This window comes from Streptomyces sp. Y7, from assembly GCF_043195415.1.
Classification (GTDB): domain Bacteria; phylum Actinomycetota; class Actinomycetes; order Streptomycetales; family Streptomycetaceae; genus Streptomyces.
This window is the reverse complement of record NZ_JBIDDQ010000051.1, coordinates 1-12605: the sequence shown is the minus strand read 5'-3', so window position 1 is coordinate 12605 and position 12605 is coordinate 1. Positions and strand designations below refer to the sequence as shown.

Genomic DNA, 12605 nt, shown 5'->3' with positions numbered 1-12605 from the left:
CCACCCAGCCACCCCCGCGACAATGACCCAGTGCGGTACAGAATCCTGGGCATCACCCAGGCAGCGGACGACCACGGCACCGTCGTACCCGTCGGCGGCCCCCGCCTGCGCGCCCTGCTCACCGCCCTCGCGCTACGCCCCGGCCACCTCACCACCCCCGACACCCTGATCGACGAGGTCTGGGCCGGCGCCCCGCCCCAGGACGCCCCCGCCGCCCTCCAGGCCCTCGTCGCCCGCCTGCGCCGCACCCTCGGCAAGAACACCGTCACCTCCGCCCCCGGCGGCTACCGCCTCGCCGCGACCACGGACGACGTCGACCTGTTCGTCTTCGAGCGCCTCGTCCACGAGGGCACCACGGCCCTCGCCCGGAACGACCCGTCCACCGCCGCCCACACCCTCACCACGGCCCTCGCCCTGTGGCGCGGCCCGGCCCTCGCCGACCTCCCCGACCGCACGGCCGCCGCCACCCGCCCCGACGCCCTGCGCCGCGAGGCGACCCGCACCCGCATCGAGGCGGACCTTCACCTCGGCCGAGCCCACATCGCCGTACCCGAACTGCGCGAACTGACCGCGGCGCACCCGTACGACGAACCGCTGCACGTCCTCCTCATCCGCGCCCTGCGCGACAGTTCCCGCCCGGCCGACGCCCTCGCCGCGTACGAATCGGCCCGCCGCGCCCTGGCCGACGGCCTCGGCACCGACCCCGGTCCGCAGCTCCGCGCCCTGCACGCCGAACTGCTGACACCCTCACCCGCCGAAACGTTCCCCGAGGCGCCCCCCACGGCTCCCCCCGTCATACCCACCTCCCCGCCCTACCGGGCCCGCCCCGAACGGACCGGCAACCTCCGTCCGCGCCTTACCTCTTTCGTGGGCCGGGAACTCGAACTCGACGCCATCCGTTCCGAATTGCACAGGGCCCGACTGGTCACGCTCACCGGACCGGGCGGCTCTGGAAAGACCCGTCTCGCCGAGGAGGCCGCCGCCGGGCTCCCGCAGGCATGGCTCGTCGAGCTCGCCCCGCTCGACCGGCCGGAGGCGGTGCCCGGCGCGGTGGTCAACGCCCTCGGTCTGCGCGAGACCGTGCTCCTGACCAACGAGCTCACGGCCCCGCAGGACGACCCGCTCGCCCTGCTGATCGAGTACTGCGCCGAGCGCAGCCAACTCCTGATCCTTGACAACTGCGAACATGTCATCGGCGCCACCGCCACCCTCGCCGAGACCCTCCTCACCCGCTGCCCGGACCTCACGATCCTCGCCACCAGCCGTGAACCGCTGGGCGTCCCCGGCGAGTCGGTGCGCCCCGTCGAGCCCCTGCTCCCCGACCAGGCGCGCCGCCTCTTCGCGGACCGCGCGGCGGCCGTCCGCCCCGACGCCGCCACCGCACCGCGCGACGCCCGCGAGCAGGAGGCCGTCGCGGAGATCTGCCGCCGCCTCGACGGACTGCCGCTCGCCATCGAACTGGCGGCGGCCCGGCTGCGGCTGCTCACGCCCCGGCAGATCGCCGACCGCCTCGACGACCGTTTCCGCCTCCTCACCTCCGGAAGCCGCACGGTCCTGCCCCGCCAGCAGACCCTGCGCGCCGTGGTCGACTGGTCCTGGGACCTGCTGGACGCGCACGAACGCACGGCGCTGCGTGAGATGTCCGTCTTCGCGGGGGGCTGGGACCTCACGGCGGCGGAGGCCGTGTGCACCGGACCGGTCGCGGACGTCCTCGGCGCCCTCGTCGACAAGTCCCTGATCGTGGCCACCCCGTACGAGCGGGACGGCTCCGACGGCATGCGGTACCGCATGCTGGAGACCATCCACGAGTACGCCGTGGAGCGCGCCGCGGAGGTCCCCGAGCTGCGGCTCGCGGCCGAGCGCCGGCACCGCGCGTGGGTGCGCGCCCTCGTGGAGGAGGCCGACCCGCTGCTGCGCTCCGCCGATCAGCTCCCGTGGATCTCTCGCCTGGAGACCGAGCTGGACAACATCCGCGCGGCCCTCGACCGGGCCCTGACGGCGGGCGACGAACCGGACGCCACGGCCATCTCCCTGGCCATGTGCTGGTTCTGGTGGCTGCGTAACTACCGTGTCGAGGGCGCGGCCTGGGCCGGCCGGATCCTGCGCCTGTGCGCCGACCTGGACGCACAGGCGGCCTCCGCGGCCTCCGGCGTCGTCCCCGAGCCCCACACCGCCGCCTCCCCCTCCGCCGCCGATCGCCCACGTGACCCCGGCGCCGACCTGGACGCCTTCCTCGCCGACCCGGAGGGACAGGCCCGCCATCCGCGGCACCCGCAGCGGATGAACCTCCGACTGCAACACCTGTTCCTCTCCATCGAGTTCGAGCCGGTCGAGTACTGGCAGGACGAGCGCCGGCAGTCCTACATCGAGCACGTACGGGCGTACTTCGCGCGCGGCGGACCGCAGGCGGCCCGCTTCCCCGGCATGGTCTGGCCGCTGACCCAGTACATCCTCGGCGACACGGCGAACACCCGGTCGGTCATGGACGCCGTCCTGGCCAACTGCCGGGTGTACGGGGGCGACTGGGAGGTCGGCTGCATCCTGATGTTCCGCACGCACATGCTCGTCGACTCGCCGGGCGGCCTGGAGAGCGTCGACGACGACCTCGCGGAGCTGCGGATCCTCGGCCGCCGGGCCGGCGACCGCTGGATGCGGGCCCAGGTGGCCAGCGCGGCCGGCGACGCGGCCATGGCGCGCGGTCACTACGAGGAGGCCGAGGCCCAGTTCGAGGAGGCGCTGCGCCTCGCCCAGGAGGTCGGCGCGTACGCCGAGACGCCGTTCCTCATCGTCCGGCTCGCCGAGATCGCCTACCGCTCCGGGGAGCGCGCGGCCGCGCTGGCGGCGCTGGACGAGGCGGGCGCCGCGGCCGATCGGTACCGGGTGGCGGACTCACGGGCGTTCGTCCTGCTGATGCGGGCCTATCTGGCGCTGGACGACAAGGACACCGCACGCGCGCGTGAGCTGTGTGAAGAGGCCCGGGCGCAGACCGAGCGGGCCACGTTGCCACCCCAGTTCCTCGTGATGCTGAACATCGTCGACGCCCTGACGGTGACGGCGGAGTCGGGCCCGGAGCAGGGACTGCCCCGCCTGGCCGACACCCTGCGCCTGGCCGTGGAGAACCACTGTGCCGACGACATCACGGCGACCCTCACGGACACCGCGGCGGATCTGCTCACCCGGCTCGACGACCCGGCACGCGCGGTCCGTCTGCTCGCCGCCGCGGACCACTGGCGTCGCGGCCTTCCCCGCCACATGCCGGAGCGGGAGTACGCCGAGCGGGCCGAGTCGTACGCCCGTGTGGCCCTGGGCGCCGAGCGGTTCGGCGCCGAGTACGACCGGGGCGCCGCCCTCACCCACGACGAGGTGCTGCGCGACCTGGCCGAGGCCGTGCGCCGCCTCCGGCCACCCGCCCGGCGGGCGCCGTAGCCCGCCGTCCGGCCGCCGTAGCCCGCCGTCCGGCCGCCGTAGCCCGTCGTCCGGCCGCCGGCCCTACCGGCAGCTGAACTTCGACTCGGCCCAGTCCGCGAGCAGCAGGTTGTCGACGGTGCCGCGCGGCTCGACCACCAGGCGCACGGTCTCGCGCCCGGTGAGGTCCACCTGCACGGGTACCGCCGTGTCCCCGGCCTCGATGACCGAGGACCGCCACAGGCGCACGCCGTCGGCGTAGACCGCGAAGGAGAACCTGCCCAGGCCGAGGTTCATGTCGTCGACGCCGACCAGTGCCTCGTAGGCGGCGCACTGCCGGTTGAGGTCGATGGTGACGGAGGAGCGGCCGTGCACGGTGACGCCGTGCGCGTACCGCTCGCCGCCGATCGACACGCTGCCGCGCTGCCACACCCAGCTGCTCTCGTGCAGCCGCATCTCCGGCTTGGTGCCGTCGCCGTTGAGGTCGTACGACAGCTCGCTCCACTGGTAGTCGGCCGGGGCCGGCGCCGGTGGTGGCGGGGTGGGGGTGGGTGTCGGAGTCGGCGTCGGGGTCGGAGTGGGGGTGGGTGTCGGCGTCGGCGTGGGGGTGGGCGTCGGACTGGTCGAGCGTGGCGGCGTGGGCGTAGGTGTCGGGGTCCGCTCCGGCGCCTCGGCCGGGATGATCGCCGGGGGCCGCGGAGTGGGCTTCTCCTCCGGCGGCTTCGGCGTCGGCGTCTCCTCGACGACGGGGGAGGGGATCGGAGGCTGCTTGGCGTCGTTGTGCTCGGCCGGCTTGTCGTTGCCGGCCAGCGCGAGCACGATCGCCGCCGCGACGCCCACGGCGACCACACCGGCGGCGATACCGGCCTTCAGCGGCGCGCCCAGCCCTTCGGACGCCGCCGCACCGCCTCCGGCGCCGCCGGACGAACCGCCGCTCGCCGCCCCGGCCCCGCCTGCCGCCCCGGCACCGCTCGACGAACCTCCGCCGGCCGCCGCGGCCGCCCCCGCGGCACCGGCCGCACCCGCCCCGGCCCCGCCGGCGATGAGTCCGGCCGCCTTGGCGTACCCGGCGGCACCGAACCAGCCGATGACCGCGACCGGCACGACGGCCGGGATTCCGCCGGCGACCTCCTTGATCTGACCGGCGGCCAGCCGGCACTTGGCGCACTCCTCCAGGTGCTTGCGCAGACCCCGCTCGGCGCGGGTGCGCAGGCTGCCGCGGGCGTAGGCGCCGAGCCGGTCGGCGTAGCGGGAGCACTCCTCGTCGCCGACGAGGCTGGCGCTGACATGGGCCTGGAGGTAGGCCTGCTTGAGGCCCTCACGGGCGCGGCTGGCGAGCACGCGCGTGCCGTTGGCGTCGAGCCCGAAAAGCGTGGCGACCTCGCTGGGCGACTCGTCCTCGACCTCGGTGTGCCACAGCACGGCCTGCCAGCGCTCCGGCAGCGACCGGAAGGCCTGCATGGCCATGGACTGCTCGGCCTCGTGCATCGCCCGCACGTCCGCGCCGAGATCGAGCGTGTCGTCGTCGGACACCTCGGCCACCCGCGAGGACTGCGCGGCGAACACGGCGAAGTCGTCGACGAGCTGCTCGCGCCGTGCCGACTTCGTCCAGTCGGCGGCGGCCCGCCGGATCGAGGTGAGCAGATAGGCGCGCACGGCGTGCTCGGGACCGGAACCGCCGCGTACCGCCTGGAGCATGCGGGCGAAGACCTCGGCCGTGAGGTCGTCGGCGGTGTGGGCGTCGCGGCAGCAGGTGCGGGCGTACCGGCGCACCGCCTCGGCGTGGCGCCGGTACAGCTCCTCGTAGGCGCTGTCGTCGCCGGAGCGCATCCGGCCGATCAGGTCGGCGTCCGAGGCGGGAAGCTCACGCGGCGGTGGCAGCACGCCGTCCTGGCGCCGGTCGCGCTGGGCCGGGACGCCGCCCGGTGGCACGTCCGCGGGGCCGCCCTGGCTCGGCACCTGGGGAGTCGACGACTCCCCGTCACCGCGTGACTCGTCCCACCCGTCAACGCTCATCGCGGAAAGCCCCCGCCGCCAGCTGCACCAGTCCCGGACACGGGTCAGGGTGCCACATTGGCTTTTGGTCAGGACCCACCCGTACGGACATCCACCCGTCCGTGGGGTTTTCCCGCAACCCCGTACTAGCCCCCGCCCCTGCGGGGAAGGCACAAGCAGCCGTCGCGGGGCGGGAGTTGACGTGCTTCCGAAATGCCCGGCATGTTCCGCGAGGGGTGCGAGGCGAGGGTGGTGCGGCACCCCGCCTCCGGTCACCTCTGTCCGGTCACCTCTGTCCGGTCACCGCTTGCCGAAGCGCCCCCCCGTGGACGTCAGGGGCGACGCATCGGCCCGGCTCACGACTTGGGCCGCGACCGCAGCCCCTCCAGCAGGATGTCCAGCAGCCGCGCCGAGGCCGCCGCCTGCTGCGCCGCGTCGGGCAGCGAGGGCGCCGCCGTCGCGATCACCAGCAGGACGTCCGACACCGAGACGTCGGCCCGCAGCTCACCCGCCGCGCGCGCCCGCTCCACGAGCTGGCCCACCACCTCGAGCAGGGCCGCCGCGCCCGCGTCGTCCGCAGGGTCGGACGAAACCGACGGCTGCTCGGACACCAACCGCAGCTCACCGGCGCCCGGCTGCATCCGCTGCTGCGGCACCCGAGCCTCGTCGAGCGTGGAACCGTCCTCGGCGACCCCGACCCGCAGCACCTGCGGCGGCAGCAGCCGGCCCGCGCCGGACGCCACCGAGGTGCGCAGGAAGCGCGACAGCGCCGACCACGGCTCGTCCTCCTGACCGAGCGCGGCGCGTGCCTGATCGGTCAGCCGGGACGTCTCCTCCTCGGCTATCCGCCGCACCAGGACGTCCTTGCTCGGGAAGCGCCGGTACACGGTCCCGACGCCGACCCGTGCGCGCCGCGCCACGTCCTCCATCGGCGCGCCGTATCCCAGCTCGCCGAAGACCTCACGCGCCGCACGCAGTACGTGCTCCAGATTGCGCTGTGCGTCCACGCGCAGCGGCGCCGAACGCGGTCCGTCCCCGCGCCCGTTGCTCGCAGCCGCGCTCAACGTGCCGCCCACCGCCGTACCGCCCGGTGCGATGGCGGACGCGGAAGACCAACGAGAATCCTGAACATGCATAAGCGATCCCCCGGTAATGACGTCTCCCCCCGGAGACTCCCCGTCATTGCAAAGCCGGAGCGTCGCGGAACAAGCCCGGACTACGAGTCCGTTTCGTGTGCGTCCCGGACCCGAAGAGCGCATCCCCCTACACCCCGTCGACACACGAACATAGTTGAGCGAGGGTCAATTCAGAAGGGGCAGGTTCCGCACGGAGCGCCCCTCGATCGGAGTACGGGTCGTTTACGTCCCGATTGCGCCACCTCTGATCCCCCGACGCACACCCGCTGACCTGCGAAGATTCCGCACACTCCGGCAATTCGGCCAAATCGCGGTGCCGTCGGCCGCCGGTCACACAAATTGTCGAGGCTGTGGACAAACGCAAGCGTCGGGTGCGTCATGGGATGGTGAAGGAACGTGCGCGCATTCTCGTTGTCGGCGGCGGCTACGTCGGGATGTACACGGCCCTGCGACTCCAGCGGAGGCTGAAACCGGAACTCGGGCGGGGTGAAGCCGAGATCACCGTCGTCACTCCCGACCCGTACATGACCTATCAGCCGTTCCTGCCCGAAGCGGCGGCCGGCTCGATCTCGCCCCGCCATGTGGTCGTACCGCTGCGCCGTGTCCTGTCCGGCTGCCGGATCATCATCGGCGAGGCCACCGCCATCGACCACACCAAGCGCACCGCCACCCTCACCACCCTCGCCGGCGAGGAGGAGGGCACGGGCACCGAACAGATCTCGTACGACGAACTCGTCCTCGCCCCGGGCTCCGTGTCGCGCACCCTGCCCATCCCCGGCCTCGCCGAGCACGCCATCGGCTTCAAGACCGTCGAAGAGGCCATCGGCCTGCGCAACCACGTCATCGAGCAGATGGACATCGCCTCCTCCACCCGCGACCCCGAGATCCGCGACGCGGCCCTCACCTTCGTCTTCGTCGGCGGCGGCTACGCCGGTGTCGAGGCGCTCGGCGAGCTGGAGGACATGGCCCGCTACGCCGCGCGCTACTACCACAACGTCCGGCCCGAGGACATGAAGTGGATCCTGGTCGAGGCCTCCGACCGCATCCTGCCCGAGGTCGGCGAGGACATGGGCCGCTACACCGTCACCGAGCTGCGCCGCCGCAACATCGACGTACGCCTGCACACCCGCCTGGAGTCCTGCGCCGACCGCGTCGCCGTCCTCAGCGACGGCGCCCGCTTCCCCACGCGTACGGTCGTGTGGACGGCCGGCGTCAAACCCCACCCGGTCCTCGCCGCCACCGACCTGCCCCTCAACGGGCGCGGCAGGCTGAAATGCACCCCCGAGCTGGCCGTCGACGGCGCCACGCACGCGTGGGCCGCGGGAGACGCCGCCGCCGTCCCCGACGTCACCGCCGGCGACCCCGGCGCGGAGTGCGCCCCGAACGCCCAGCACGCCGTGCGCCAGGCGAAGGTCCTCGGCGACAACATCGTCCACACCCTGCGCGGCGAACCCCTGGAGACGTACGCGCACAAGTACGCGGGCTCCGTCGCCTCCCTCGGGTTCCACAAAGGCGTCGCGCAGGTCTACGGCCGCAAGCTGAAGGGCTACCCTGCCTGGTTCATGCACCGCGTCTACCACCTGAGCAGGGTGCCGACCTTCAACCGCAAGGCCCGCGTCCTGGCCGAATGGACACTGTCGGGTCTGTTCAAGAGGGAGATCGTCTCCCTCGGATCGCTCGAACATCCCCGAGCGGAGTTCGAACTCGCGGCCGGTGGAAAGCATCCACACAACCCGGGAGACGACACGAAGGGGTCGTCCTGACCGGACCCAGGAACTCCACCGACAGGGCAGGCGTCTGACGGGTGTCGGCCGGGTCGGCCGCACTGCCAGACTGATCCCGAACCGAACCCGACCCCGCACGACGCTTGGACGACCCTGGACGGGCACCCGCCCGCCCTTCGCACCACGAGGCTCTCCCCACAAGTGCCGCAACCCCGGGGTGCCGCCGCCCCGCAGACCCCCGGCCGGGTCCGGAGCCGGCCGAAGACGACGACACGAGGCAAGGATTCGTGAACTTCACGCGCTGGAGCGCCCGGCTCCCCGGAACGCAGCGCCGCGCCGCAGCGCGGACCGAGAACGCTGTGGCGGCCACCACCCCGGACCGCCGAGGAGAGAGCCCGAGCCCCGTCCCCCCGGCTCGCGTCGAACAACTCACCGACGACGGCGAGCCGATCCCCGGAGTGGACGAGCTGCCGGTCCGTGAGGTCCTCGACCGCGTCCCCGCCCTGGTCGCCCTGGTCCACGGCACCGACCACCGCCTCGCCTACGTCAACGACGCCTACGCGACGGCCTTCGGCGTACGGCCCCCGGGCGAACCGGCCCGCGAGGCCCTGCCCGAACTGGCCGAACTGGGCCTGCTTCCGCTCCTGGACCAGGTCCTGCGCAGCGGAAAGCCCCGCACCCTGAAGTCCCGCAAGGCCCCCGACGGCCGCTCCTACACCTTCACCTGCACCCCGGTCACCGAGAACAACGGCGGCGGCAGCGGAGTGCTCGTGTTCGCCACCGACGTCACCGACCACGCGGAAGCCGCCGAGCGCCTGCGCGCCAGCGAACGCCGCCAGCGCGAAACGGCCGTCACCCTCCAGCGCTCCCTGCTCCCGCAGGAGCTCGAAGAACCGGACGACCTGCGCATCGCCGCCACGTACCACCCCGGCGGCACCGAAGCCGCCGTCGGCGGCGACTGGTACGACGTGATCACCCTGGGCGGCGGCCGCACCGCCCTGGTCATCGGCGACGTCATGGGCAGAGGCGTCAGGGCGGCTGCGGTCATGGGACAGCTCCGCACGGCGGTCCGGGCCTACGCCCGCCTGGACCTCCCACCGCACGAGGTACTGCAGCTGCTGGACGGCCTGGCGACGGAGATCGACGCCAACCAGATCGCCACCTGCGTCTACGCCGTCCACGACCCGAACGAGGGCCGCCTGGTCTACGCATCCGCCGGCCACCTCCCGATCCTCGTCCGCGACGAGAACGGCGACGTCCAGCGCGCCGACGAGCCCACCGGTCCGCCCCTCGGCACCGGCGGCTGGATGCACGCGTCCGGCTCGATCGCCCTGAGCCCCGGCTCCACCGCCGTCCTCTACACCGACGGCCTCGTGGAACGCCGGGACGAGGACCTGGACGAGGGAATCGCCTCCCTGCAACGCGCCCTCGCCGGCGCGACCGGCACCCCCCAGGTCGTCTGCGACCGCCTGGTCCGCTCGGCCGGCGTCACCGCCGACCACGACGACGACGTCGCCGTCCTCGTCCTCCAGCACCCGGCCCGCACCGGACCCGACAGCGACCTGTTCCGCAACGCCGCCCTGGAACTCCTCGGCGGCGTCGAGGCCGCCCCACGCGCGCGTGCCTTCGCCTCCGGCGTCCTCACGAGCTGGCGCTTCCCGACGGACCTGCACGACCTGGGGGTCCTCGCGACCAGCGAACTCGTCGCGAACTCCCTCCAGCACGGCACCCCGCCCATGCGGCTGCGCCTGCGCCGCACCGACCGCCGCCTGATCATCGAGGTCACCGACGGCGACGACCATCTCCCGCGCCGCCGCCGAGCCGAACCGGTCGACGAATCGGGCCGAGGCATCGCGATCGTCGCCACGATCGCCTCGGCCTGGGGCTCCAGACGCACCCCCGGGGGCGGAAAAGCGGTCTGGTGCGAGTTCGTCCTCCCCAAGGGGAGCCGCTAGCAGCCCCTGGGGCAGATCAGGCGTGCGCCCGGGACGTCCCCGCCGCCGAGGCGGGAGCCCCCTGCGCCACGACCCGGCTCTTCCCCAGCCACGGCTGATCCTGCACCGCGGTGAGCTGACGCCCGAGCCGCACCGCCAGATAGGTGATCCCCAGCGAGAACAGCAGGAACGTCACCACATACGGCCCGTGCAGCGCCGCGCCCATGGGCCCGCCCACCGCCGGACCCACCGCCAGCGCCAACTGCTTCACCAGGGCGAAAGCCGAGTTGTACTGCCCGGCCATGCCGCTCGGCGCCAGGTCCGCGACCAGCGGGGCCACGGTCGGCGACAGCATCGCCTCCCCCAGCCCGAACAGCGCATAAGTGGAGATGAAGGCCGCCGTGGCCATCTCCTGGCTCCCGTGCCCGAGCCCGGCGTACCCCGCCGCGACCCAGGCCACGGCCCAGATCAGGCCCACGGCCGCGATCACCCGCGACCGCCTGCGCCGCTCGACGAACTTCAGCACGGCGAACTGCGCCACCACGATCATCGCGGTGTTGGCCGCGAGCGCCGTCCCCAGAGCCGACGTGGACACCCCGGCCGCCTCGACGCCGTACGCGCTCAGCCCCGACTCGAACTGGCCGTAGCAGGCGAAGAACAGCACGAAGCCCAGGACGCACAGCTGCACCATGGCCCGGTTCTGGAGCATCTGCTTCCAGCCGCCCTTCGCCGACCGGCCCGCCGGCGCCCCGTCGACCCGCGGCGCGTGCGGCATCCGCACGGTCGCCATCACCACGACGAGCAGCAGGAACATCGCCGCCTCGATCGCGAACAGCAGAGTGAAGGACGAGACGCTCGTCGTGTCGACGAGGTGCCCACCGATGAGCCCGCCGACGCCGAGCCCGAGGTTCTGGAGGAAGAACTGCGTCGCGAACGCCCGCGACCGGGTCTCCGCCGAGGAGCAGTCCACGATCATCGTCGCGAGCGCCGGCTGCATCACGGCCTGACCCGCCCCGAGCGCCGCCGCCGACACCAGTACGGCGGTCGCCGTTCCGGCGAGACCGAGGCTCAGCGCGCCGAGCGCGGCGGTGACCAGAGCGGCGAGCAGCACCGGCAGCGGGCCGCGCCGGACGATGGCCCGTCCGGCGAACGGCAGCACGACCAGCGCGGCCACGGCGAAGACGGCGAGGACCAGCCCCGCCGTCATGGCACCGAGCCCCCGCACCTGCGCCACATAGACGTACAGGTAGGGGACGGTGAAGCCGAGCCCGAACGCGCTGAGTGCGTTACCCACGTGGATCCGGCGCATCGCTGCGCCCATCGCCCTGGTCACGTTCACCTCTCCTCAATGAAGACCCATCGATGTAGGTCTGAAGACTTCGAAGCTAAAGTTAGAAGCTAAACAGTACACCTCGAAGGACTTCAACGCCAAGCAAGCCCGTGCCATACTCGGCCCATGGGCGACACCCCCGATATCGGCGAACCGACACTCGAAGAGCAGATCGCCGCCTACCAGCGCGAGTTCCAGGACCTCGACCCGCAGGTCGAGCAGATCGTCTCGGCGCTGTCCCGCCTGAACCGCCGTATGAACGTCGCCTACGGCCGCCAGACCTCCGCCCTGGGCATCAGCAACGCCGAGTGGGAGGTCCTCAAGGCCCTCGTCCTCTCCGGCGCCCCGTACCGCATGGGCCCGAGCGACCTCGCCAAGCGGCTCGGCCTGACGCCGGCCGCGATGACCCACCGGATCGACCGCCTGGTCGCCGAGGGGCTGGTCACCCGGGAGCGCGACGAGTCCAACCGCGTCCGCGTCATCGTCGAGCTCACCGCCGACGGGCGAGGGAAGTGGCTGGAGGCGATGCGGCTCGCGTCGGGCTTCGAGGAGGACCTCCTCCAGGACCTCTCCCCGCAGGAGCGCACCACGCTCGGCGACGTCCTGACTCGCCTGCTCCGTAGGGTGGAGCACGCCCAGCCGGACGCCGGCGGACGTCTCAGCGACCTGGACTGACTCAGGGCTCCGCGCCGACGTAAAAGATCTTGACAGGGGACGCTTGACAGCCCCTTGCCCGATCCGTAGAGTCCTTCGGGTTGCCGCCGAGCCGTAACGGTTCTGCGACAGCACCTTTCGCCGCGAGAGCGGCAACCAAACCACCAGCACGATCTCCCAACCGGGTCGATTTCGGCATGCCCGAATTCAATTCGAATGGGGCCCGGCGGTCCGATTAGGAATCGCCGAGCGGATCCGCTAAGGTTTGAAACGTCGGAACGGCCCAACGGCCGGGAAAACAAGCCCCGCTGACTGGGAGTCAGGCCCGAAAGGATCTGATAAAGTCGGAACCGCCGGAAAGGGAAACGCGAGAGCGGGAACCTGGAAAGCACCGAGGAAATCGGATCGGAAAGATCTGATAGAGTCG

The 12605-nt window shown here is 72.6% G+C and carries 7 protein-coding genes; 4 read left to right on the top strand and 3 right to left on the bottom strand.

The features are described 5' to 3' along the window. Window positions 1-30 precede the first annotated feature (30 nt). Window positions 31-3426 (top strand): BTAD domain-containing putative transcriptional regulator, encoded by a 3396-nt coding sequence (locus ACGFW6_RS45010; RefSeq protein ID WP_393523585.1) that lies wholly within the window; start codon window positions 31-33, stop codon window positions 3424-3426. 63 nt (window positions 3427-3489) lie between these two features. Here ACGFW6_RS45010 and ACGFW6_RS45005 read toward each other — a convergent pair whose 3' ends face one another. Further along, complete coding sequence (locus ACGFW6_RS45005; RefSeq protein ID WP_393523582.1) at window positions 3490-5421, bottom strand: sigma-70 family RNA polymerase sigma factor; 1932 nt, start codon at window positions 5419-5421, stop codon at window positions 3490-3492. 335 nt (window positions 5422-5756) lie between these two features. Next, a complete protein-coding gene (locus ACGFW6_RS45000) occupies window positions 5757-6536 on the bottom strand; it encodes a TetR/AcrR family transcriptional regulator (protein WP_393523579.1) in 780 nt (259 codons plus the stop codon). A gap of 383 nt (window positions 6537-6919) precedes the next feature. On the opposite strand from ACGFW6_RS45000, the gene ACGFW6_RS44995 reads away from it, so the two are divergent. After that, window positions 6920-8299: an NAD(P)/FAD-dependent oxidoreductase gene (locus ACGFW6_RS44995; RefSeq protein WP_393523577.1), complete on the top strand. Its 1380-nt coding sequence runs from the start codon at window positions 6920-6922 to the stop codon at window positions 8297-8299. 248 nt (window positions 8300-8547) lie between these two features. Further along, complete coding sequence (locus tag ACGFW6_RS44990; RefSeq protein ID WP_393523574.1) at window positions 8548-10215, top strand: SpoIIE family protein phosphatase; 1668 nt, start codon at window positions 8548-8550, stop codon at window positions 10213-10215. A 16-nt stretch (window positions 10216-10231) separates the two neighbouring features. Here the strand turns inward: ACGFW6_RS44990 and ACGFW6_RS44985 are convergent, their stop codons facing one another. Then, window positions 10232-11503 carry an MFS transporter gene (locus ACGFW6_RS44985; protein WP_393523587.1) on the bottom strand — a complete coding sequence of 424 codons (1272 nt, stop codon included), beginning with the start codon at window positions 11501-11503 and terminating at the stop codon, window positions 10232-10234. 147 nt (window positions 11504-11650) lie between these two features. Here ACGFW6_RS44985 and ACGFW6_RS44980 point away from each other — a divergent pair, with 147 nt between their 5' ends. Next, entirely contained in the window at window positions 11651-12199 is a 549-nt protein-coding gene (locus tag ACGFW6_RS44980; RefSeq protein WP_393523572.1) for a MarR family winged helix-turn-helix transcriptional regulator, read from the top strand. Window positions 12200-12605 lie beyond the last annotated feature (406 nt).